Source organism: Alistipes sp. AF14-19 (genome assembly GCF_003461645.1).
In the GTDB taxonomy this organism is placed as follows: Bacteria; Bacteroidota; Bacteroidia; order Bacteroidales; family Rikenellaceae; genus Alistipes; species Alistipes shahii.
This window is the reverse complement of record NZ_QTXM01000005.1, coordinates 45,640-68,288: the sequence shown is the minus strand read 5'-3', so window position 1 is coordinate 68,288 and position 22,649 is coordinate 45,640. Positions and strand designations below refer to the sequence as shown.

The window sequence follows — 22,649 nt, the reverse complement described above, 5'->3', positions numbered from 1 at the left end:
ATTGGAGTCAGGAATTGTCTTCAATTCCTAACTCCTTTATCTTGCGGTATAGTGTGCGCTCCGACATGAAAAGTTCGGCAGCGGCCTCGCGGCGACGGCCGTTGTTGCGGCGCAGGGCGCGGATGATCTGCTCGCGCTGCATGTCGGCCTTGGTCATCTCGCGGGGCGGCTCGTCGGTCACCTCCTCGCTCTCGGCATAGACCGGAGGCTGGGGATAGGAAGCGACGGCCGGAACGTAGCTGCTCTGCGCCGTGGTCGGCAGCAGGGCCTTGACGTCACGGACCGGCTCGGGGCACGGCACGCCGCCCTTCATCAGTTCGGAGATCATCCGCTTGAGGTCGTTGATGTCGGCGCGCATGTCGAACAGCACCTTGTAGAGCAGTTCGCGCTCGGTCGACATCGTGTCGTCCATGCGCATCGTCCCGGCGGCCATCGGCGCGCCCCCGCCCTGCGGGGGCAGGTATTTCGCCAGCACCTCGGAGGTGATCACCCGGGTCTGCTCGATGGCCGAAATCTGCTCGGCGACGTTCTTCAGCTGGCGGATGTTGCCCCGCCAGTAGTAGTTCTTCAGCATCTCGCGCGCCGCATCGTCGAGCGTCACGGCAGGCATGCGGTACTGCACGGCCACGTCGGCGGCGAACTTGCGGAACAGCAGCGGAATGTCCTCCGGGCGTTCACGCAGCGAGGGAACCGTGATGGGGACCGTCCCCAGACGGTAGTAAAGGTCCTCGCGGAAACGCCCCTGGGCGATGGCCTCCTGGAGGTTCATGTTCGTGGCGGCGACCACGCGGACGTTGGTTTTCTGCACCTTCGACGAACCGACGCGGATATACTCGCCCGTCTGAAGCACGCGCAGCAGGCGCGCCTGCGTCGGATGCGGCAGTTCGGCCACCTCGTCCAGGAAGATCGTACCGCCGTCAGCCTCCTCGAAATACCCCTTGCGGGCCTCCACGGCGCCGGTAAAGGAGCCTTTCTCGTGGCCGAACAGTTCGGAGTCGATCGTACCCTCGGGAATCGCCGCGCAGTTGACGGCGATGTATTTGCTGTGCTTGCGCGCGGAATAGGCGTGGATAACCTGCGGGAAAAACTCCTTGCCCACACCGCTCTCGCCCGTAACGAGCACCGTCAGGTCGGTAGGGGCCACACGCAGGGCCACCTCCAGCGCCCTGTCCAGAAGCGGGGAGTTGCCGATGATGCCGAAGCGTTGTTTTACGGTGGTGATCTCTGTCATTTATTTGAGTTGTTCGGGTTGGGACGCGGCGGACGGGAGTTCCGCCGCCTGCGGAAGTTCGATGTATTCGTTTTCGGCCTGCTTCTCCCGGGCGTCGCGCCAAAGTCCGAAGGCGATGGCCGCCACGGCCAGCAGGGCGGCGATCACGGCGATCCAGATGAACCGGTCGGCGCGGCGGCGCGGCACGCGGTCGACGTAGCGGTAGGCATCGGTGTTCTTCGGCGGCTTGCCGTAGCGCAGCCCCCGCACCGAAGGATCGGGATTCATCTTCGCCGAAGTCGACACGCGCGGCTCCGTGAAAGCCGTCTTGACGGCCTCGGCCACCTTCTCGGGTTGCAGCGGCTGACGTTTCCCGGCAGCCGGTTCTTGCACGGGGGATTCCGACGCGGGTTGCGGCTCGTAGACGAAGGCGATGGTCGCATTGGGACCGGGTTTCATCACCCCGAAGCCCTCCAGGCGGTACTCCGAGCCATGCTCCACGGCGTGGCGGATCTCGAAAACGAAGCGGTCGATCTCGCCCGCGGCCTCCAGTTCGCCCATCCCCTCGGCGCGGAGAAGCCCCCGCAGCACGCCGTCGTCGCGCTTGAGCAGTTCCGAAAAGACGACGCTCCGGCCCGGCTCCTTGACGATGAACGTTCCGAGTTGGGGTACGACGAGCCGCCTGTGCGACTCCAGATATTGTATCAGGGTATGAATCAGCACGGTTGAAAATCCTTTAAATCCGGGTTCAAAATTACCCTTTTTCAGCGGAAAAAGCAATATTCCGGAGGGCTTTTTCAAAATAATCGGGCAAAGTGTTGGTTATCCGAAAAATATTCGCCTATTTTGCATCCCGATTTTTTCCAAAATCCGGGCGAGCTACTTTCGCCCGAAAATTGCAAAGTAACCGGGCCGGATTGTAAAAACTTTACCGAACGAGCCATGAAAGACAAGTACATCGACCTGATCGAACAATCGTTCGATTTCCCGCAGGATGAGTTCTCCGTCGAGGACAACGAGCTGAATTTCCACGACATTCCGCTGATGGAACTGATCAAACAGTACGGAACTCCGCTCAAAATCACCTACCTGCCGAAGATCTCCCAGCAGATCAACCGCGCCAAGCGCATGTTCAACGTGGCGATGGCGAAGGTCGACTACAAGGGTTCGTACAACTATTGCTACTGCACCAAGTCGAGCCACTTCTCGTTCGTGCTGGAAGAGGCCATGAAGAACGACATCCATCTGGAAACCTCGTCGGCCTACGACATCCACATCATCAACGCCCTCTACGACGGCGGCATCATCGACAAGGACCGCTACATCATCTGCAACGGTTTCAAACGCCCGCAGTACGTCGAGAATATCGCCCAGCTCGTCAACGACGGTTTCTCGAACACGATCCCCGTGCTGGACAACAAGGAGGAGCTGGAGCTGTTCGAGGACTCGTTCACCAAGAAGTGCAAGGTCGGCATCCGCATCGCCTGCGAGGAGGAACCCAAGTTCGACTTCTACACCTCGCGGCTGGGAATCCGCTACAACGACATCGTCGATTTCTACAAGGCAAAACTCCGCAACAGCAAGAAATTCCAGCTCAAGATGCTGCATTTCTTCATCAACACCGGCATCAAGGACACGGCCTACTACTGGAACGAGCTGTCGAAGTGCATGAACGTCTACTGCGAGCTGAAGGCCATCTGTCCCGAGCTGGACAGCCTCAACATCGGCGGCGGTTTCCCGATCAAGAACTCGCTCAACTTCGAATACGACTACGAGTACCTCACCGAGGAGATCGTGGCGCAGATCAAGAACATCTGCCAACGCAACGGCGTCGAGGAACCCAACATCTTCACCGAATTCGGCTCGTTCACCGTGGGCGAAAGCGGCGCGGTGCTCTACTCGATCGTCAACCAGAAACAGCAGAACGACCGCGAGAACTGGTACATGATCGACTCGTCGTTCATCACCACCCTGCCCGACACGTGGGGCATCAACCAGCGTTACATCATGCTGGCCGTGAACAACTGGGACAAGGAATACCAGCGCGTGCTGCTCGGCGGGCTGACCTGCGACAGCGAGGACTTCTACAACTCGGAGTGCCACACCAGCGCCATCTTCCTGCCCAAACTCGAAGCGGGCAACACGCAGTACATCGGATTTTTCCACACGGGAGCCTACCAGGAGTCGCTCGGCGGCTTCGGCGGCATCCAGCACTGCCTGATCCCCGCACCCAAGCACGTGATCATCGACCGCGACAAGTCGGACAACGAGTATTACACGCGCCTGTTCGCCAAGGAGCAGTCCTACCGCTCGATGCTGCGCATACTCGGGTACTAAATCCGAACGCCCCGACGGGGCGCGTGCAATACACCGCACAGACAATCCCCCCCTAAATCCCCCTTTGAGAAGGGGGACTTACACTTCGGGCGACCTGTTCGCCAGGGAGCAATCCTACCGCTCGACGCTGCGCATACTCGGGTATTAAGCCGCATATTCCGCCACTAAAAAATCCACCTCTTCCAAGGTGGATTTTTTAGTGGCATTCGGCCGGATCGCTACCGCAAATAACGCCAGGCGATCAGCAGTAATGCAATGACAAAAAACGAGAGAAAGACGACATTGCCCATCACCTCCCGGAAACGAACCGACCGGGCGGACTCCCGCGACAATTCATCACCCCGGCGGACACGGACGATCACACAGCCGATCCGGATCGCCACAACCAGCATAAGCCCCGTAACGATGAAATCAACCAAGAAATCCACCGTATTCCGCGGAACGAACCAACTCGCGATGAGCAGGAGAAACCCGACGCTCACGCCCCAATCGACCCACTTGTCCCCAAAAATGGCTTGCAGGTATTTATACGACTGCATAGTATCCGTCTCTTTCATCTTGCTTCCCGATATTTTGCACTGTATGAAGCGACACCCACGCCGATACATACAGCATATTTATCTTCTGTAAGAATAACTGTTAGCGGGATGTCAGGCTCGCCGTCTCCCTCCCGGTCTCCAGTTGGATCATCAAAACCCGTACAGGCGCTTATACAAATATAAATATTCAATTACACATTTCAACTAAAAATAATCCGTTATTTCACATAATAGATAAAAAACTTCGCGACAATTCCGGCCGAAACGGTCTCGATTCCGGGGAAAATTTGTATATTCGCCGAAACTTTCGAACTTCTACCCTGCTATGAAATTTGCCTTGCGGGCCCCGATTCTGAAATATACGCTCTTCGGCATGTTGTTTCTGAACAGCCCGGCACAGGCTTCGGAACCGCGTTCGGAGCGAATGGAAAAAACGGCGGCCGAAGTGATTGCGGCGGACAGCGCAGCGATCCCCAAAGGCTGGGACAACGACTGCCGCGCAAGCTACAAAGCCGGATACGAGGCGGGATACCGAGCCGGATACCTCCATGGGCGGCGGACAGCGACGCAACCCCACAGTTCCGGGCGGGCGTCAGCCACCCGCTACGCCGACGGATCAATCGTCCCGACCCGCGACACGACCGCTTCCGGGCGTCGTTTCATGCACCGCATCGGCGCGGAGTTCCGCCCTGAATACATCTTCCCGACCAACCCCTTCGTCGAAGGCGAGAACCGCGCCGGACAGCCCATCGACCTCTCCCTCTCGGGACACCTCCGCTACTCGTTCCAGTTCCGCCCCGGATCAATCCCCGACCAAATTTACGGCGGCGCCTATCAGGGCATCGGGGCCGCTTACTACGACTTCGGAAACCCCGACGAACTCGGAAACCCGATCGCCGTCTACCTGTTCCAGGGCGCGCGCATCGCACGGATCAGCCCGCGGCTGTCGTTCAACTATGAATGGAATTTCGGCCTCTCGTTCGGCTGGAAACCCTACGACGACGCCGTGAACCCCCTCAACAAGATGATGGGTTCGAAGATGAACGCCTATCTCAACGCCGATTTCTTCCTCGACTGGCGCGTCACGCGCGAGGTGGACTTCACGGCGGGCCTGAGCCTCACGCACTTCTCCAACGGCAACACCAAATTCCCCAACGCGGGACTCAACGCCGTGGGACTGCGCGCGGGCCTGACCTACAATTTCGGACGGAAGTCGTCCGAAATGGCCCCGCGGACGGTCTGCCCCGCATTCCCGCGCCATTTCAGCTACGACCTCACGTTCTTCGGCTCGTGGCGGCGCAAAGGCATCGAAGTGGGCGACAAGCAGTATGCCGCGCCGGATGCCTACACGGTTCTGGGATTCAACTTCGCCTCGATGTATAACTTCGGCTACAAGTTCCGTGCAGGCGTGTCGCTCGACGGCGTGTACGACGGCAGCGCCAACGTAGCCATCGCCGACCAGATCGTGGAGATGGGCAGCAGCGCCGACCTGACGGTGGAGAAACCCGGCGTCGACAGGCAGCTGGCGCTCGGCGTCTCGGCCCGTGCCGAGTTCGTGATGCCCTATTTCAACATCGGGGTCGGTCTGGGAACCAACTTCCTGCACAAGGGCGGCGACCTGAAAGCCTTCTACCAGATGCTTACCCTGAAGGTGGCCGTGACGCGCAGTTCCTACGTCCACATCGGTTACAGTCTCCGCGATTTCCACATGCCCAACTTCCTGATGCTGGGCGTCGGATACCGGTTCAACAACAAATACCCGCGGCTCCGCTGAACAATTCACAATTCACAATTCATAATTCACAATTATTTAGTTTGCTGACGTAAATATCGTGCAATTGTTTCAGCGAAGCCGAAATTGCGCATTTTACGTTCCCCCTAAACTCCGAAAAGAAAGACGAAGGGCTTGGCCGATTTCCGTAATTTCGCCGTGGCGTCGCCCGCATAGGTCTGCCCGCCGGCAAGCGTGAGGATGCGCTCGCCGCTGCCCTCCGAAAAGTCGATCGCCGCCAGGTCGACCCAAAAGGTCTCCATGGCCAGCGTCGGTTCGAAATAGTAGACCCGGTTCTTCTGGTCGCAGACCGTGCGCCAGCGCGTCGAGGCGATGTGCGGCTTGTCGGGCGTGGAGATGCCGTAGGGAACCGAGACGTTGCGCATGACCGACATCACGGCCGGCACGGCGATCTTCGGGTCGGAGGTCTGCACGACGGCGTCGATGTAGAACGACGCCCGCACGAAGCGGTCCGAAGCGCGGTTGGTCCCCGGCAGCATCGTCAGGCCGCCGATCTGCCGCCAGTAGCCGAGAATCGCCAGCTGGTCGTCGTAAAAGGGCGAATTGGTCATCACCTGACACTGCCGTCCGTGGTGGATTTCCAGTTTGCCGTCGCGATACTCGAAGATCGCGCTGTCGCCCGAAGGATCGGAAATCGCCAGGTGGAGCCGCGACTGCACGCCGTTGGGCAGGTCGGGAGCGTCGATGCGGAACTTCTCCTTCGAAAGTTCGGCCACGGCCTCGTCCACGGTGGCGAAATTGTCGAGCACATACTGCGTCCAGACGCTCAACCCCATGACGGGGCGCGTGTCGCCGGGACGTTCGTAGACCGACTCGGGCAGGAACAGCAGGTTGGCGACCAGCCCAGCTTCGTTCATGCCGTCGGTGATGCCGATGTCGTAACCGGCGGCCGAGAGCGACCCGTATTTCGAGGTCCAGAAGACGGTCTTGTCCGTGTTCGCACCGCGACGCACGACGCCCCGCGGGAAGATGTAGAGGTTGGTGAGCGGATCTTCGCGCCAGTCCATCGTCCGGCCCGTGACGGTCATGCCGTCGGGTCCGAGGTAAACGGCGCGGGTGCAGGCTTCGGCCTGCGGAGGGAAGACGGCCAGCGCAGCGGCGCACAGCATCGTCAGGAAAGGTGTTTTCATAGACTGCGAAAATTTTGGAATCACACGTCGTCCGCTTCAAATCGGATGCTAAACCCGCATTTCCGGAGGAAATAAATTTGATCTTTCGCGCAGGTTGCCTTATCTTTGTGGAAAATTGACTTTCCCGACATGAAACCCTTTCTGCGCATTCTCCTGCCGGCCGCCGTGTGCGGCCTGCTGCTGGGCGCCTGCACGCAGCGGCAGACGACCCTGAAATTTATGAGTTACAACATCCGCAACGGCCGCGGCATCGACAATGTTCAGGATCTCGGCCGCGTGGCGGAGATCATCAACCGCACGGCCCCCGACATCGTGGCCCTTCAGGAACTGGACAGCGTGACCGGACGCATGGCCGGACGCTTCATCCCCGGGGAGCTGGGTGAAATGACGGGCATGCACGCCCGTTTCTGCCGCGCCATCGACTACGACGGCGGCGCCTACGGCGTCGGCCTGCTGTCGCGCGACGAACCGCTCGCCGTGCGCCGCATCCCGCTTCCGGGACGCGAAGAGTCCCGCGTACTGTTCGTCGCCGAGTTTCCCGACTACGTGGTCTGCGTCACCCACCTCTCGCTTACGCCCGAGGACCAGCGCGCGTCGCTGCCGATCATCCGCACGGTCACCGACACCTGCCGCAAACCGGTGCTGCTGGCCGGGGACTTCAACATGAAGGTCGCCAAAACCGTCCTCGACGGGCTGGGCGGCACATTCCGGCCCCTTTCGGACACCACGCAGATGACCTTCCCGTCCGACAAGCCCTCCATCCGCATCGACTACATCCTCGGCCGCGGACTGCCCGAATCGGCCGTCGTCACCGAGCGGCAGGTGGACACCTCGACCGTCGCCTCGGACCACTGTCCGCTGTGGGTGTCGCTCGCGTGGAAAAAGTAGCCGCCCCCTGCGTTACGCAAATCGCAGGCGCAATCCGGACTTTTCCGCGGCCTTAAGGAGGTAACGCCCCTTTTATCAGCCGGAAGGTTTCACGGAGCCGCACGCAACCCAGGTTTGCAACCATCCGGCTTTTTCGTACCTTTGGGGTCGTAACGACCCTTTTAGCAGTCGGAAGGTTTCACGGAGCCGCACGCAATCCGGTTTTGCAGCCATCCGGCTTTTTCGTACCTTTGTATAAAACCAGATACCGATGCAGATCACCAAAGCCGAATTCAAATGCTCGTCCGAGCGCATTTCGCAGGTCCCGAAGGACGACCTGAAAGACATCGCCTTCATCGGGCGCAGCAACGTCGGAAAGTCGTCGCTCATCAACATGCTCACAGCCCGCACAGGGCTGGCCAAGGTGTCGGGGACGCCCGGAAAGACACGTCTCATCAACCACTTCCGCATCAACGATGCCTGGTATCTGGTCGACCTGCCCGGCTACGGCTACGCCCGCACGTCGAAAACACAGCGCAGCGAGTTTTCGAAACTGATCACCGACTACGTCATCAAGTGCGAGAAGATGCACTTCCTGTTCGTGCTGGCGGACATCCGCCTCGAACCCCAGAAGATCGACCTGCGGTTCATCGAGATGCTGGGCGAAAACGGCATCCCCTTCGGCATCATCTTCACCAAGGCCGACAAGCTCTCGAAAACCCAGCGCGAAAAGAGCGTGGAACGGTTCCGGACCGCACTCGCCCAGCAGTGGGAGGAACTGCCGCCGATGTTCGTCTCCTCGTCGGAAAAGGCCGTGGGGCGCGAAGAGATCCTCGACTTCATCGGCGAATGTCTGCGACAGAACTGACCCCTGCCGTCACGCAACGGGAAGAAACGTCCCGGGGCTACGGAATGAAAACCGGGCCGCAGCGGAAAAGTTTAACCGAATGTTGAAAAAACACGCCCGGGCGGGCGTGTTTTTTCATCGTATTGTTCTATATTTGCAACGTCAAAAAAATCCTCGAAATCTATGGCTATCCACAAAATCAAAATTTTCACCGGTCGCGATTCGGAGTATCTGGCCAAAAAGATCGCCGCGAGCTTCGGCACGACGCTCGGACAGTCGGAAGTCCTGCGCTTCAGCGACGGCGAATTCCAGCCCTGCTACAACGAGTCGATCCGCGGCTGTACGGTCTTTATCATCCAATCGACCTTCCCGCCCTCGGACAACCTGATGGAACTGCTGATGATGATCGACGCCGCGCGCCGCGCCTCGGCCCATCAGGTCGTGGCCGTGATGCCCTACTTCGGCTGGGCGCGTCAGGACCGCAAGGACCGTCCCCGCGTGCCGATCGGCGCCAAGCTGGTAGCCAACATGCTGATGGCCGCAGGTGTCGACCGTGTGATGACGATGGACCTGCACGCCGACCAGATCCAGGGATTTTTCGACGTTCCGGTCGACGCCCTCTACGCCAGCGGCATCTTCGTGCCCTACATCAAGAGCCTCAACATCGAAGACCTCTCGATCGCAGCGCCCGACATGGGCGGCGCCAAGCGGGCAAACACCTATTCGAAACTGCTCGGCACGCCGATCATCATTTCGCACAAGGAGCGCGCCAAGGCCAATGTCGTGGGCAAGATGACGGCCATCGGCGACGTCGAAGGCCGCAACGTGCTGATCGTCGACGACATGATCGACACGGCCGGTACGATCTGCATGGCCGCCGACATGCTCATGTCGCGCGGCGCAAAGAGCGTCCGCGCGGCCATCACCCACCCGGTGCTCTCCGGCCCGGCCTACGAGCGCATCAACGAAAGCGCGCTGGAGGAGGTGATCGTGACGGACACCATTCCGCTCAACCCCAACAAGGACCTGCACAAATTCACCGTCCTGTCGGTCGCCGACCTCTTCGCCGACGTCATCGAGCGCGTGCACAACTACAAGGAAATCTCGTCGATCTTCTCCAAATAGGAGAACCGGCTTCCACCCAGAAAATTCCCCGGAACCTTTCCGCAAAGGTTCCGGGGAATTTTCCGTTCACGGAAGAAGGACTACCCCGCCTTCTCTCCGCCCTTGGTGCGGCTGCGGACATACTCCGTAGGCAGGCAACCGCCCCCGCCCGCCCGCCGAAAAACGGGTCCCGCGGAAAGGGTGCAAAAAGGCGGGAACCTTTCGTAAGTTCCCGCCCCTGTCATCCGACTTCCGGCTACTTGAAAGGCGAATCCGGCTCGCGGGACATCACCAAGTAGAACATCCGGTCGAGAAACGCCGGGGCGAACTTCTTGACGAAGTGCGTGGCGCGCCCCTCGCTCTCCATCAGGCAGAGACGTTTGCGCCGGAGGATGCCCTTCGCCACGATGCGGGCCACCTCCTCGGGGGTCATCATCTTCGACTCGTTGCGCGGCGTGGCGCCCTGCTGCTTCCCGTCGGCCGTGAGGGCCGAGAAGCGGACGTTCGAAGCGGTGAAACCCGGACAGGCGATCATCACGTGCAATCCCTTTTTGAGGTTCTCAATACGCAGCGTTTCGAGGAATCCCGTCATGGCGTATTTCGAAGCCGAATAGCCCGTGCGGCCCGGCAGTCCGTGCAGCCCGGCGACGGAGGAAATGCCCACGACGGAGCCTTTCGACGCCTGAAGATACGGCAATGCGAACTTGCAGCAGTTGACCGTACCCCAGAAGTTGACGTCCATCAGCCGGTGCAGCACCCCGAGGTCCACGTCGTCGAAAATGGCGCGCATCGAAATACCCGCATTGCAGATCAGCACGTCTATGCCGCCGAACTCCCGCACGGCGGTTTCGATCAGCTCCCGGCACTCCTCGGGCTTCGTCACGTCCACCCCGCAGTAGGCCGCCTGCCCGCCCCGGGCGCGAATGTCGCCCGCAAGAAACTGCAATTTCTGCACGTTGCGCGCTCCGAGCACCACTTTTGCGCCCTGCGCGGCGTATACCTTCGCCATCGCCTCGCCGATACCCGACGATGCGCCCGTAATGACGATTACCTTATTTGCCAATGTCTTCATATCTTTTTTATTCATGTTTTGCATCTCCGCCCGCCGTTTTCGCGGCGTTCCGCCGCATCTACAAGTCCGGCCCCGCCCCCGCCTTGACGGGAACTTACCGCATGCGGCCGGAATGCGAGCCTAAATTTCCACCTCCAACCCGTCGTAAGCCAGGTGCACGCCCGGCGGGAGCGTCGCCTCCGTCTCGGCATGCAGGCCTATTTCGTGGGACATATGCGTGATATAGGCCTCGCGCGGCCCGACGCGGCGGATCAGCGCCAGCGCCTCCGCGAGGTTGAAATGCGACGGATGCGGGGCGAAACGCAGCGCATTGACCGCCAGCACCTCCGTACCGCGCAGTTTTTCGGCCTCGGCGTCCTCGATGGTCTTGAAGTCCGTCAGGTAGGCCAGCGTCCCGATGCGGAAGCCCGTGACCTCGAAGCGTTCGGAATGGTGGCCCGACACGGACACGATCTCCACATCGCCGACACGAAACGGCCTTGCGGTGTCGATTTCGTGCAGTTCGATCTCCGGCACGCCGCGGTATTTGTCCTGCGCGAAGGCATAGTCGAAATCCTTGCGCACGCACTCCAGCGCCCGCGGGGCGGCCCAGATATGGACCTTGTGGACGGTCGGCGGGTAATCGACGAAATTGAAAGCCCGCACGTCGTCCAGACCGCCGATATGGTCCTTGTGCTCGTGAGTCAGCAGAATGGCGTCGAGATGCCGCACGCCCGTGCGGAGCATCTGGTAGCGGAAATCGGGTCCGGCGTCGATGACGATGCGCACGCCCCGCGTCTCGACCATCGCCGAGGTGCGCAGACGGTTGTCGCGCCGGTCCGCCGACGTGCATACCTTGCAGCGGCAGCCGATGACGGGTACGCCCTGCGAAGTACCGGTTCCCAGAAAGGTGAGTTTCATGGATGCAAATGTAGAAAAAATAGCGCAATTCCCGGCACTTTGTGATGCATTGCTTCATTTTTCGCACCGCATTGCCGCATACGTTTCAAATACGGCTTCCGGTCTCCGAATATCGCGGAACCGACGAAACCGGGATTCCGGTCCGTGCGGGGCAGATGCCGGGCGTCGTGAAAAACGGGGCGAACGGATCGTACCCGAGTACGATCCGTCCGCCCCGCCGGAAGGATGTGCGGCAGGTGCGCCGCAAGCAGCGGAATCAGAATCCGCTTTCGATATTCCAGACAAACGCCCGGGCCCCCTGCATCCTGGTCGCAGCGTCCATTTCGCGGAAGGCGTCCATCAGCGGAGCCACCTTCTCGTCGTCGACGATGGCCAGGATCGAGGCGTTCATCGAAGGCCACGCATGCGTGCCATAGTGGGGTTCGCCGTCGACCGAGCCGCGGCCCTCGGTCAAGGCCCATTTGGTGAAGCCGCGGATACCCTGCTTGTCGAGGATGGCGTTCACCCGGTCGGTCAGCGCCTGGTTGTATGACAAAAATACTGCTTTCATAGTACCGATCAATTTTAATTCAGCTTTTCACTTTCAATGCTTGCTTGCCTGGTGTTCGGCCGAGAGGCGCGCCAGTTTCTCACGCTCCTTGCGCTGCGAACGGTTCACGAGGATCGAGTAGAGCACCGGAACGATGAACAGCGTGAGGATGGTCGAGAACGTCAGACCGCCGATCACGGCAATGCCCATCGGCTGCCACGTCTCCGAACCCGCTCCCGTGCCGATCGCCAGCGGCAGCATGCCCAGAATGGTCGTGAACGAGGTCATCAGCACCGGACGCAGACGGCTCTTGCCGCCGGCGATCACCGCGTCGAAGACGCCCGAGCCGCGCTCGATCAGGAGGTTCATGTAGTCGACCATCACGATACCGTTCTTCGTCACGATGCCCACCAGCATGATGGCGCCGATCAGGGCGATCAGCGACAGCGGCGTGGAGGTCATCCACAGCGCGAGGAACACGCCCGTGAAGGCGAACGGAATGGTGAACATGATGATGAACGGGAATTTGAGCGACTCGAACTGCGTGGCCATCACGATATACACCAGAATGACGATCAGGATGAGCAGCGTTCCCAGGTCGCCGAAGGCGTCGCCCTGATCCTCGACCGTACCGCCCACTTCGAGGTCCACGCCGTCGGGCGCGGGATAGTCGGCGAGGAGCTTTTCGACCTCGGCCACCACGTCGCCCAGCGCGACGCCGGCCCCGAGGGTCGACTGGACCGAAATGACGCGCTGGCGGTTCTCGCGCTCGATCATCGGCGCGGCGTACTCCTCCTCGACGGTTCCCACCTCCTTGAGCTTCACGGGGCGGCCCTGCGCGTTGTAGAGCGTGATGTTCTCGACATCCTCGATGCGGTTGCGGAACGGCTCGGCATAACGCACGATGATGTCGTACTCGTCGCCGTCCTCGCGGTATTTCGAGGCCACGAGGCCGTCGATGCGGTTGCGCACGGCCTGCGACGCCGTGGCGCTGCTGATGCCGTAGTACGACAGCCGGTCGCGGTCGAAGACCACGTTGTACTCGGGACGCAGGTCGTCGCGCGAAAGTTTCACGTCGCGAACGCCCTCCAGACGGCGCATCTTCTCCTTCAGGTCGTTGGCAACGGCGTTCGTCACGTCCATGTCATAACCGAAGACCTTGACGTTGACCGTCGCCGAACCGCTCATGCTGCCCGACTGTCCGCCGGGAGTGACCGTGTACTGGCGGATCTCGGGAATCCGGTCGAGATCACCGCGCAGCAGGTCGGAGATGACGTAGATCGACCGATCGCGCTCCTCCACGCCGGTCAGGCGCACGTTGTAGTTGATGATGTGCGAACCGGTGGTCTGCATCGCCGCGAAGGCGTTGTCCGACGAGTTGGCGCCGGCCGACGCCGAGACGAGCACGATCTCGGGGTATTTCGCATAGATGATGCTGTCGATCTGCCGGGCGATGCGCGCCGTGTAGTCGACGCCGACGTTCTGCTCCAGCTCGACCATGGCCGAAATGCGGCCGTTGTCCGAGGGCGGGAAGAACTCGGTGGGAACCCGCGTCAGCAGCCCCAGCGACACGACGAAGACCGACATCATCGAGAAGAAGGTGATCCGGCGGTGGCGTACGACCCAGTCGAGCGAACGGGCGTAGGCGTCATCGAGCCATTCGAGCGCCCGGTCGATCGGCTTGTAGATCACGCCGAGGCCCTTGTAGTCGTGCTGGCCGCCTTCGAGTTTCAAGAGGTAAGCCGACATCATCGGGGTCAGCGAAATGGCCGCCGTAGTCGAAACGCAGACCACGATCGTCACGATCCAGCCCAGCTCGCGGAACAGGATGCCCGCCATGCCCGGGACCATCGTCAGCGGCAGGAACACCGCGACGACCACCAATGTCGTGGCGATGACCGACAGCCACACCTCGTTGGTGGCGTAGATGGCGGCCTCCTTCGGGTTCGAGCCGCGCTCGATATGCGTCGTAATGTTCTCCAGAACCACGATGGCGTCGTCGACCACCATACCGATGGCGATGGAGAGCGACGAGAGCGAGATGATGTTCAGCGTGGAGCCGGTGGCGAAGAGGTAGATGAACGAACAGATCAGCGACACGGGGATCGTCATACAGATGATCAGCGTCGCGCGCCAGCGTCCGAGGAAGGCCATCACCACCAGCACGACGAAGATGAAGGCGTAGAGAATGGTTTCCGAGAGCGACCCGATGGCGTCGGTGATCTCCTGCGAGCCTTCGAAAATCAGCTCCATCTTGACATCCTTCGGGAGGGTTTTCTGAATCTCCGGCAGGCGCGACTGGATTTCGTGGACGATATTCACGGTGTTGGCGCCCGACTGTTTCTGGAACATCACGCGCACGCCCCGCTGGCCGTTGACGCGCTCGTCCATCGTGGCTTTTTCGAGCGTATCGCGGATCTGGGCCACGTCCGAAAGTCTCACCGTGCGGCCCCCGGCGTTCGACACCACGACCTTGCGCATCTCGTCCGAGAGTTTGAACTCGCCGTCGGCCTTGATGTTGAAGGTGTTGTTGCCCACGTCGATCGTGCCGCTGGGGATGTTGACGTTCTCGGCGGCGATGATCTGCCCCAGCTGCTCGACCGTGAGGTTGTAGGCCTCCAGTTTGGCGGGGTCGACGTTGACCTGCACCTCGCGTTCGGGTGCGCCGATGATCGACACGGCGCCCACGCCGTCGACGCGGTTGAGCACGTTGACCAACTTGTCGTCGAGAATCTTGTTCAGCGCCGGATAGCTCTCCTCGGCCGTGACGGCAAGCATCATCACGGGGATCATCGAGGTCGAGAACTTGAAGATCGTCGGATAGTCGATGTCGTCGGGCAGCTGCGACTGCACGCGCGACACCACGTCGCGGATTTCGTTGGCCCCTTCGTTCAGGTCGGAGCCGTATTCGAACTCGACGGTGATCATCGAGACGTTGTCCTGCGACTTGGAGGTCAGTTTCTTGAGGTTGCTCACCGTGTTGAGGTTGTCCTCCAGCACACGGGTGATGTTGGTCTCGATGTCGGCGGCGTTGGCGCCCGGATACATCGTGATCACCGAGATCTGGGGTATCTCGATCTCGGGATACTGGTCTACGGCCAGGTTCATCAGCGAGAAGAGTCCGAAGACCATCACGCCGACGAACAGCAGGATCGTTGAGATCGGTTTGCGGACCGCGCTTTCGTAAATTTTCATTGGAAAGGGGCTGTTTTAGTCTTTTTTAATATCCACTTTGGCCCCGTCGAAAAGTTTCGACAACGCCGTGACGGCCACCGGCTCGCCCGCTTCGATCCCCGAGAGGATGTCCACGCGGTCGCCGACCTGGCGTCCCACCTTGACCGAGCGACGCTCGGCAACCGAGTCGCCGACGATGACGTAGAGATAACGCTCGGCCGAGCCGACCTGCTTCTGCACGGCCACGTCGGGAACCATCACGCCCTCCTTGCTGCCCATGTCGAAGGTCGTGCGGGCGTACATGCCCGGGCGCAGCGTGCGTTTGGCGTTGGGGACCTTGACCTCGACCTTGAAGGTGCGGGTCGTGGGGTCGAGCGCCGGATAGATCAGCGACACCGTGCCCGTGAACTCCTCGTCGGGGAAGATGTCGACGGCCAGCTTCACCGGCATGCCCACCTTCACGTTGGGGAAGTACTGCTCCGAAATGTTGGCGATGACCTTCAGCGGGTCGATCTGCATGATGTGCAGGATCGGCTGCTGGGCGAACAGGTCGCCGGACTCGTAGTTGCGGGCCGTGACGACGCCCGAAATGGGCGAACGCACCTCGATGTTCTTCTTGAGGTTGGCGACCACCTCGCGCTGCACGTCCAGCTGGGCCTTGGCCTGCTCGATCTGCTGGGTCGAAATGCCTCCGGCCTCGTAGACCGGCAGCAGGCGGTTGTAGTCGTCCTCGACGGTCTTCAGCTGCACCAGCTGCTGGGTGTACTGCGTGGGATCGAGCGTCACGACGAGCTGCCCCTCGCGCACCGGATCGCCCACCTCGACGTAAATCCTGTCGATGTGCACGCCCGAAGCCGCCGGAGTGATGTCGTTCTCCTTGTAAGGCTCGATCTCGGAGGTGAAGACCTCCGTAAGCTGCACCGAAGCCTCTTCGGCAACGGCGCTTTTGGTCAGCACGCCTTTGTCTTCCGCAACGGCGGTCACGCCTTTCTTACCCGTGCAGCCGGCGAAAGAGACGGCGGCGATGCACAAAATCACGATTTTTTTCATACGTTCTTTATCCTGTTTTTTATTTATTTCCGTGTTCGCGGCCGACGATGCGGTCGTACTCGGCCTTGGCCGAAAGGTAATCGTAGATCGCCTGCGAGAAGTTCAGCTGCGCCTGCGTCTGCGAGAGCTGCGCGCTGTTGAGTTCGAGGATCGTCCCCGCGCCCGCCCGGTAACGGGTGTCGGAGATCTTGTAGGCCTTGCGGGCCTGCTCGACGGTCAGCTCCTGGGCGTACATCGTCTCGCGGGCGGTCAGCAGGTCGTTCAGCGCCGAGCGCACCTGTACGTCGATCTGCTGCCGGGCGTAGCTGCGCTGGAGCGACAGCTGCGAAATCTGGTTTTTCAGCTCGCGCGACCTGTTCATCTTCGTCAGGCCCGAAAAGATGGGGACCGACAGTTGCAGGCCGACCGAAATCGGATGGGTCCAGAAATACCGGGAATCGTCCGTCGCGGCGGCGCCGCCGAAATTGAAAGGCTCCATGTCGTTACCCGTATAGGAGGCCGACCCGAAGGCTGCGAGCGTCGGCATGCGTCCCGCATTGGCCGCCTTGAGCGAACGCCGGAGAACCTCCTCCTGCAATTCGAGCGAACGCAGGTCGGAGTTGTCCGTCACGTCGGTGGTCAGCCCGTCCGTCCCGGCCAGCACGTCGTCGCGCAGGGCGTCCAGCTCGCCCACCACCTCGATCTCCACGTCCTCGGGAATCGAGAGGTACATCTTGAGCATCAGCTTGGCCAGCTTGATCGAATTCTCGGTCTGGAGGATCGTGGGCTTGAGGTTGCTCAACTGCACCTGCGCGGTCAGCAGGTCGTATTCCGAGGCCAGCCCGTGCTTGTACTGCACCTGCGTATCGTCGACCGTGCGCTGCACCGTGGCCTCCGACTCGCGGAGCACCGCGAGCGACTGCTCGGCGAGCAGGATGTTGTAAAAGGCCTTCTTCACCTCGGCCGTCAGGTCGATGCGCGAGGCGCGTGCGGCCTCCACGGCCGTGGCCATCTGCGCGTCGTTCATCTTCAGCGTGCGGTAGACCGACGGCGCGAAGAGCGGCAGCGACAGGTCGCCCTGCACGGCGAAGGTGTTATCGGCTCCGAACGAAATGCCGCCGCGCATCTCGGACTTCACGATCGAACGGGTGTAGCTGCCCGACGCCGAAATCTGCGGCAGCAGGTTGCCCCACGTCTGGCGCTTCACGTAGTCGTAACGCTGCACCTCCATCTCCGCGACCTTGACGGTCGGGTTTTCGCTCAAGGCGAGATCCAGCGCCTGGGGAAGCGTCAGCCGCATCTGCGCCGAAGCGCCGGCGACGCCCGCCGCCCAAAAGGCGATGATCAAAAAAAGTCGTTTCATCATTATTCGGTAAAATTATGTTGTCATTATCATTTATGCGGACGAACGGAACGGACGGATATTTCAGTCCCCGCCCCCTTCGCGCCGGCTATTGCATCCGGTGAACGGCTTTGGCAGGCTCGTAGCGTTTCAGGTAGTCGTCGACGAGCAGCAGCCCCTTGGTCGTGGAGATGCCGCGGAAAAAATTGCTGATGATCTGCACGAACGCCTCGCGCTCGGTCATGCCCGCGGGCAGAATGAGGTCCTTGCGCACGGTGATGGCCGAAGCCGTGTAGTAAAGCACCGAAATGGCCAGATCGAGATTGATCGTGTCGACGAACAGCCCGTCGGCAATCCCCTTTTCCAGCATCTCCTGCAGGTCGCGGCGGCTCTTGGCGGTGCCTTCGCGCGTCATCTTGTCGTGCACCGCCGGGTAAAACTTGCGCAGGTTGTTCAGCAGCCGCTGGATGACTTCGGCGTTGTCCATCACGCCGCCCAGCACCATGAACATCGCTTCGAGCACGTTGCGCGCATGGGCGCACACCGCGGCGCGCTCGATGCGTTTCTTTTCGAAATAGCGGTCCATCGCCAGGTAGAGCAGCCCCTCCTTGTCGCCGAACAATTCGTAGAGCGTCCGTTTCGAGACCCCCAGCTGCTGCGCGATGTCGTCCATGCGCACCGACTTGATGCCCTGCGAGACGAACATGTGCATCGCCTGTTCTATGATTCGTTCCTTCTGATCCATGATCCAATCCGATTGATACGGATGCAAATATACGTGCCAAAACTTATAAAACAAAAAAAGTTTTCTGTTTTTCCCGGTTTTCTGACGAAAACAACAAAAAAGGAGCCTATCAGGACTCCTTCATGCAAAACCGGACGCGGGAAATCGCCCTTCGGCGGGCAGACCGCACGGCGCTTCGGGGATCATGCGGCGGCCGTCCGCATAACGAGCATGCCAGCGCAGACCGGAGCAAAAAAGCCGCCGCAGAAATTCTGCGGCGGCTTTGTCCAAAACGGGAACGCCCCGTCTATTTCGTGACCCGTTCGAGCCATTTGACCATGGCCAGCATGGCGAACATCGAGATGGCGCAGACGATGACGAAGATGCTCCACGTCGCGGAGATCGAGATGCGCTTGTAGAGGATCGGGCCGATGAACAGCAGGCCGTTGCCCAGCGCCGTGGCGCCCAGCCAGCAGCCCTGCATCAGGCCCTGGAGTTTCTGCGGAGCGACCTTCGACACGAACGACAGGCCCAGCGGCGAGATGAACAGTTCGGCGATGGTCAGGATCAGGTAGGTGGCCACCAGCAGCCACGGCGTGACGCGCTCGGCGAACGAGAGACCGCCCTGCGCCTGCACTTCGGCGAGTTTGGGAAGGCCCAGCGACCCGAAGACCATCAGCACGTAGGCGAATGCGGCAATGCCCATTCCGATCGCGATCTTCATCGGGGTCGAAGGCTCCTTGCCGCGGTTGCGCAGCCAGGCGAACACGGCGATGATGACCGGCGTGAGGAACACCACGCAGAAGGGGTTGGCCGACTGGAAAATCTCGGCCGTGATGGGCATGCCGAAAATTTCGAGACGGGTGTAATCCTGCGCGAAGAGCGTCAGCGTCAGACCGTTCTGATGGAACGAGAACCAGAAGAAGATCACGATGGCGAACACGGCGAACAGCGCATAGAGACGCTGTTTGATCTCACGCGCATCCTGCTGGATTTCGGCCTTCGAAGGCGTCGTCCTGGAAGCGGCCGCAACCTTGGGATCGGGCAGCTTCTTCTTGTTGGCAAGGAAAACCACCAGCGAGAAGACCAGCGCCACGATAGCCACGCCGAACGCATAGTGGAATCCGGTGTTGAAGGCGTTGAGATAGCTCTGCGCGAAAACGCCCATGTCCGCCGGGACGCCGCCGAGGCTCACTTCGGCAGCCAGCTCGCTGAAACGGCCCTGGGCCACTTCGGGACTCATCGTGCCGCCGATATACTGGTGGCAGAGGGCCGAAAGGTCGGAATTGTAGAGGAATCCCTGCGTGCGGAGCCACCAGTTGCGCACGCCCACGGCGGCGAACGGTGCGAACATCGCGCCGATGTTGATGAACATGTAGAAAATCTGGAAGCCCGTGTCGCGCAGTTTGGCATACTGTTCGTTGTCGTAAAGCTGCCCCACGAGCGCCTGGAGGTTGCCTTTGAACAGACCGTTGCCGAAGGCGATCACCATCAGTGCGCCGATCACCACGGTCTTCGACGTAACGGTGGGAACCATCAGCGCGGCATACCCCGCCGTCATCACCAGAATACCCGCGATGATCGTCCCCTTATAGTTGCGCAGCCGGTCGGCGATCAGGCCGCCGACGAGCGCCAGGATGTAGATCGAGGTATAAAAAAACGAATAGATTTTCCCGGCCTGCTCGCCGTCGATACCGAATTTCGACATCAGGAACAGCGTCAGAATGGCCATCATGGTGTAGAAACCGAAACGTTCGCCCGTATTGGCGAGAGCCGCGGCAATCAAACCTTTAGGTTGCTTGAGCATAGTAGAATTGGGTATTAGTAATGGATACGTTTTTTTGTTCGTGGACAAAGATAGAAAAATTTTTCATATATTTAGTGTCGCAACGGCACTTTTATCAGTCGGAACGCATAACCGGACCCGGGTGCGATTCGGTTTTGCTCCCATCCGACTTTTTATTACCTTTGTAGAAAATCGACTCCCCTATGGAAAAAACGACCCGAAGACTTCCGATCGTCGAACGCGACGAATGGTTACAGCCCGTCGAGGCGCAGATGAACCTGCGCCACGAGCGTTACGAGCGGAAAATGGCCGACATCGGACGCTCGGCGGGATCGCTCGTCGACTACGCCAACGGCTACCGCTATTTCGGCTGGCAGTGGGACGACGTGCTGGACGGCTGGTGGCTGCGCGAGTGGCTGCCGGGGGCGCACGACGTCTACGTCTTCGGCGACTTCAACAACTGGCAGCGCACCGAAATCCGCATGCACAAGGATGCCGCGGGGGTCTGGAGCGCCTTTTTCCCCGCGGCGATGTACCGCGACCGGCTGCGGCACGGCTCGCTCTACAAGATCCACGTCCACGGCGACAACGGCTGGCTGGACCGCATCCCGGCCTACGCCCGGCGCGTCGTGCAGGACGACGAGACCAAAAACTACACGGCGCAGTTCTGGAACCCCGCGGAACCGTTCGACTGGCGGGGCGACGCGTTCGACGCCTCGAAGATCGGCAGTCTGCTGATCTACGAAGCCCATGTGGGCATGGCCCAGGAGCGCGAAGGCGTGGGAACCTACCGCGAATTCACCGAAAAGATACTCCCGATCATCAAAAAGGACGGCTACAACGCCGTGCAGCTGATGGCCGTGGCCGAGCACCCCTACTACGGGTCGTTCGGTTACCACGTGTCGAGTTTCTTCGCCCCCTCGTCGCGCTGCGGCACGCCCGAGGAGCTGAAGGAGCTGATCCGCCGCGCCCATGAACTGGGGCTGGCGGTGATCATGGACCTCGTGCACGCCCACTACGTCAAGAACCTCAACGAGGGGATCAACTCCCTCGACGGCACCGACCATCTCTACTCGCCGCCGGGCGACGCGGGCTACCAGCAGTACTGGGATTCGAAACTCTTCGACTACGGCAAGGAGGAGGTGCAGCACTTCCTGCTGTCGAACGTCAAATACTGGCTCGACGAGTTCCATTTCGACGGCTACCGCTTCGACGGCGTGACGTCGATGATCTACCGCCACCACGGCTACGTCACGTTCGATTCGCGCGACCGTTTCTTCGACGAGGGGGTCAACGGGGACGCTCTCACCTACCTCACCCTGGCCAACCGCCTCGCGCACGATTTCCGGCCTTCGGCCGTGACCATCGCCGAGGACGTGAGCGGCATGCCGGGGATGTGCATCCCGATCGCCGACGGCGGCATCGGATTCGACTACCGCCTGGGCATGGCCATCCCCGACTTCTGGATCAAGCAGCTGAAGGAGGTGCCCGACGAGCAGTGGGACATCCGGGAGATGTGGTCGGTGATGACCGACCGCCTGCCCGAAGTCAAGACCGTGGCCTACGCCGAGTCGCACGACCAGGCGCTCGTCGGCGACAAGACCATCGCCTTCCGGCTGATGGACAAGGAGATGTATTTCCACATGGACCGCGCTTCGGAGAACATCGTCATCGACCGCGGCATGGCCCTGCACAAGATGATCCGCCTGATGACCATCTCCACGGGCGGTCAGGCCTACCTCAACTTCATGGGCAACGAGTTCGGGCATCCCGAGTGGATCGACTTCCCGCGCGAGGGCAACGGCTGGAGCTACGCCCACGCCCGGCGGCAGTGGTCGCTCGCAAAAAACGGATTCCTGCGCTATGCGTGGCTGGGCGATTTCGACCGTGCGATGATCCGGCTGGTGAAAAAATACAAGGTTCTTGCCGACGGTTACCCGTGGAATCTGCTGATGGACGAGCGCAACAAGACGATGGCCTTCTCGCACGGCGACCTGCTGTTCGTCTTCAACTGGCATCCTTCGGCCTCGATCCCCGACTACGAACTTCCGGTGCAGGCCCCGGGCAAGTACGTCCCGGTGCTCTCGACCGACGAAAACCGCTTCGGCGGACAGGAGCGGCAGTCGATGGCGGCCGAACACTTCTCGTTCGACGCCGGGGAGGGCGACGGACAGCGGCAGCCCCATATCCGCATCTACAACACCTCGCGCACGGCGACGGTCTACCTGCGAAAAAAGTAGTTACGCAACGACTATATTTTCCTTTTT

The 22,649-nt window shown here is 60.6% G+C and carries 18 protein-coding genes; 6 read left to right on the top strand and 12 right to left on the bottom strand.

Annotated elements, in window-relative coordinates; all coding sequences use genetic code 11:
- Nucleotides 1-7: 7 nt before the first annotated feature.
- Entirely contained in the window at nucleotides 8-1,231 is a 1,224-nt protein-coding gene (locus tag DWW03_RS06340; protein ID WP_015545866.1) for a sigma-54 interaction domain-containing protein, read from the bottom strand.
- Complete coding sequence (locus tag DWW03_RS06335) at nucleotides 1,232-1,933, bottom strand: hypothetical protein (protein WP_118406542.1); 702 nt, start codon at nucleotides 1,931-1,933, stop codon at nucleotides 1,232-1,234. It abuts the gene before it with no gap.
- Between the two features lie 219 nt (nucleotides 1,934-2,152).
- Here DWW03_RS06335 and DWW03_RS06330 point away from each other — a divergent pair, with 219 nt between their 5' ends.
- Nucleotides 2,153-3,547: an arginine decarboxylase gene (locus tag DWW03_RS06330; protein WP_118406507.1), complete on the top strand. Its 1,395-nt coding sequence runs from the start codon at nucleotides 2,153-2,155 to the stop codon at nucleotides 3,545-3,547.
- 218 nt (nucleotides 3,548-3,765) lie between these two features.
- Here DWW03_RS06330 and DWW03_RS06325 read toward each other — a convergent pair whose 3' ends face one another.
- Nucleotides 3,766-4,104, bottom strand: coding sequence for a hypothetical protein (locus DWW03_RS06325; RefSeq protein WP_118406506.1), 339 nt, complete (start codon nucleotides 4,102-4,104; stop codon nucleotides 3,766-3,768).
- A gap of 307 nt (nucleotides 4,105-4,411) precedes the next feature.
- On the opposite strand from DWW03_RS06325, the gene DWW03_RS06320 reads away from it, so the two are divergent.
- Complete coding sequence (locus tag DWW03_RS06320; protein WP_022061903.1) at nucleotides 4,412-5,860, top strand: acyloxyacyl hydrolase; 1,449 nt, start codon at nucleotides 4,412-4,414, stop codon at nucleotides 5,858-5,860.
- Nucleotides 5,861-5,964: 104 nt separating this feature from the next.
- Here the strand turns inward: DWW03_RS06320 and DWW03_RS06315 are convergent, their stop codons facing one another.
- Nucleotides 5,965-7,008 (bottom strand): linear amide C-N hydrolase, encoded by a 1,044-nt coding sequence (locus DWW03_RS06315; protein ID WP_022061902.1) that lies wholly within the window; start codon nucleotides 7,006-7,008, stop codon nucleotides 5,965-5,967.
- Nucleotides 7,009-7,137: 129 nt separating this feature from the next.
- Between DWW03_RS06315 and DWW03_RS06310 the strand changes: the two genes are divergently transcribed.
- The 3 genes from DWW03_RS06310 to DWW03_RS06300 all read left to right on the top strand — a co-directional run bounded on the left by DWW03_RS06310 (nucleotide 7,138) and on the right by DWW03_RS06300 (nucleotide 9,847).
- The gene (locus DWW03_RS06310; RefSeq protein WP_022061901.1) at nucleotides 7,138-7,896 is read left to right on the top strand and encodes an endonuclease/exonuclease/phosphatase family protein; all 759 of its coding nucleotides are present in this window, start codon (nucleotides 7,138-7,140) and stop codon (nucleotides 7,894-7,896) included.
- Between the two features lie 250 nt (nucleotides 7,897-8,146).
- Nucleotides 8,147-8,743, top strand: a complete 597-nt coding sequence (yihA, locus tag DWW03_RS06305; RefSeq protein WP_015545861.1) for a ribosome biogenesis GTP-binding protein YihA/YsxC — start codon at nucleotides 8,147-8,149, stop codon at nucleotides 8,741-8,743.
- Between the two features lie 162 nt (nucleotides 8,744-8,905).
- Nucleotides 8,906-9,847, top strand: a complete 942-nt coding sequence (locus tag DWW03_RS06300) for a ribose-phosphate diphosphokinase (RefSeq protein ID WP_015545860.1) — start codon at nucleotides 8,906-8,908, stop codon at nucleotides 9,845-9,847.
- A 235-nt stretch (nucleotides 9,848-10,082) separates the two neighbouring features.
- On the opposite strand, the gene DWW03_RS06295 is transcribed toward DWW03_RS06300, so the two are convergent.
- The 8 genes from DWW03_RS06295 to DWW03_RS06260 all read right to left on the bottom strand — a co-directional run bounded on the left by DWW03_RS06295 (nucleotide 10,083) and on the right by DWW03_RS06260 (nucleotide 20,403).
- Nucleotides 10,083-10,898 (bottom strand): SDR family oxidoreductase, encoded by an 816-nt coding sequence (locus DWW03_RS06295; RefSeq protein ID WP_118406541.1) that lies wholly within the window; start codon nucleotides 10,896-10,898, stop codon nucleotides 10,083-10,085.
- A 120-nt stretch (nucleotides 10,899-11,018) separates the two neighbouring features.
- Nucleotides 11,019-11,798: an MBL fold metallo-hydrolase gene (locus tag DWW03_RS06290; protein ID WP_118406505.1), complete on the bottom strand. Its 780-nt coding sequence runs from the start codon at nucleotides 11,796-11,798 to the stop codon at nucleotides 11,019-11,021.
- A gap of 256 nt (nucleotides 11,799-12,054) precedes the next feature.
- A complete protein-coding gene (locus DWW03_RS06285; protein ID WP_118406504.1) occupies nucleotides 12,055-12,348 on the bottom strand; it encodes a PG0541 family transporter-associated protein in 294 nt (97 codons plus the stop codon).
- A gap of 33 nt (nucleotides 12,349-12,381) precedes the next feature.
- Complete coding sequence (locus DWW03_RS06280) at nucleotides 12,382-15,522, bottom strand: efflux RND transporter permease subunit (protein ID WP_118406503.1); 3,141 nt, start codon at nucleotides 15,520-15,522, stop codon at nucleotides 12,382-12,384.
- Between the two features lie 15 nt (nucleotides 15,523-15,537).
- A complete protein-coding gene (locus DWW03_RS06275) occupies nucleotides 15,538-16,551 on the bottom strand; it encodes an efflux RND transporter periplasmic adaptor subunit (protein ID WP_015545787.1) in 1,014 nt (337 codons plus the stop codon).
- Nucleotides 16,552-16,570: 19 nt separating this feature from the next.
- On the bottom strand, nucleotides 16,571-17,893 hold the full coding sequence (locus DWW03_RS06270; RefSeq protein WP_171024692.1) for a TolC family protein: 1,323 nt from the start codon (nucleotides 17,891-17,893) through the stop codon (nucleotides 16,571-16,573).
- Between the two features lie 88 nt (nucleotides 17,894-17,981).
- A complete protein-coding gene (locus DWW03_RS06265; protein WP_118406540.1) occupies nucleotides 17,982-18,617 on the bottom strand; it encodes a TetR/AcrR family transcriptional regulator in 636 nt (211 codons plus the stop codon).
- Nucleotides 18,618-18,903: 286 nt separating this feature from the next.
- Nucleotides 18,904-20,403 (bottom strand): peptide MFS transporter, encoded by a 1,500-nt coding sequence (locus DWW03_RS06260; RefSeq protein WP_022061893.1) that lies wholly within the window; start codon nucleotides 20,401-20,403, stop codon nucleotides 18,904-18,906.
- Nucleotides 20,404-20,585: 182 nt separating this feature from the next.
- On the opposite strand from DWW03_RS06260, the gene DWW03_RS06255 reads away from it, so the two are divergent.
- Nucleotides 20,586-22,622, top strand: a complete 2,037-nt coding sequence (locus DWW03_RS06255) for an alpha-amylase family glycosyl hydrolase (RefSeq protein ID WP_022061892.1) — start codon at nucleotides 20,586-20,588, stop codon at nucleotides 22,620-22,622.
- Nucleotides 22,623-22,649 lie beyond the last annotated feature (27 nt).

Bases quoted from the DNA above. Each gene is read 5' to 3' on its own strand.
- DWW03_RS06315 (WP_022061902.1), bottom strand. From the start codon at position 7,008: ATGAAAACACCTTTCCTGACGATGCTGTGCGCCGCTGCGCTGGCCGTC.
- DWW03_RS06340 (WP_015545866.1), bottom strand. From the start codon at position 1,231: ATGACAGAGATCACCACCGTAAAACAACGCTTCGGCATCATCGGCAAC.
- DWW03_RS06255 (WP_022061892.1), top strand. From the start codon at position 20,586: ATGGAAAAAACGACCCGAAGACTTCCGATCGTCGAACGCGACGAATGG.
- DWW03_RS06285 (WP_118406504.1), bottom strand. From the start codon at position 12,348: ATGAAAGCAGTATTTTTGTCATACAACCAGGCGCTGACCGACCGGGTG.
- DWW03_RS06295 (WP_118406541.1), bottom strand. From the start codon at position 10,898: ATGAAGACATTGGCAAATAAGGTAATCGTCATTACGGGCGCATCGTCG.
- DWW03_RS06325 (WP_118406506.1), bottom strand. From the start codon at position 4,104: ATGAAAGAGACGGATACTATGCAGTCGTATAAATACCTGCAAGCCATT.
- DWW03_RS06265 (WP_118406540.1), bottom strand. From the start codon at position 18,617: ATGGATCAGAAGGAACGAATCATAGAACAGGCGATGCACATGTTCGTC.
- DWW03_RS06330 (WP_118406507.1), top strand. From the start codon at position 2,153: ATGAAAGACAAGTACATCGACCTGATCGAACAATCGTTCGATTTCCCG.
- DWW03_RS06290 (WP_118406505.1), bottom strand. From the start codon at position 11,798: ATGAAACTCACCTTTCTGGGAACCGGTACTTCGCAGGGCGTACCCGTC.
- yihA (WP_015545861.1), top strand. From the start codon at position 8,147: ATGCAGATCACCAAAGCCGAATTCAAATGCTCGTCCGAGCGCATTTCG.
- DWW03_RS06270 (WP_171024692.1), bottom strand. From the start codon at position 17,893: ATGAAACGACTTTTTTTGATCATCGCCTTTTGGGCGGCGGGCGTCGCC.
- DWW03_RS06280 (WP_118406503.1), bottom strand. From the start codon at position 15,522: ATGAAAATTTACGAAAGCGCGGTCCGCAAACCGATCTCAACGATCCTG.
- DWW03_RS06320 (WP_022061903.1), top strand. From the start codon at position 4,412: ATGAAATTTGCCTTGCGGGCCCCGATTCTGAAATATACGCTCTTCGGC.
- DWW03_RS06300 (WP_015545860.1), top strand. From the start codon at position 8,906: ATGGCTATCCACAAAATCAAAATTTTCACCGGTCGCGATTCGGAGTAT.
- DWW03_RS06260 (WP_022061893.1), bottom strand. From the start codon at position 20,403: ATGCTCAAGCAACCTAAAGGTTTGATTGCCGCGGCTCTCGCCAATACG.
- DWW03_RS06275 (WP_015545787.1), bottom strand. From the start codon at position 16,551: ATGAAAAAAATCGTGATTTTGTGCATCGCCGCCGTCTCTTTCGCCGGC.
- DWW03_RS06310 (WP_022061901.1), top strand. From the start codon at position 7,138: ATGAAACCCTTTCTGCGCATTCTCCTGCCGGCCGCCGTGTGCGGCCTG.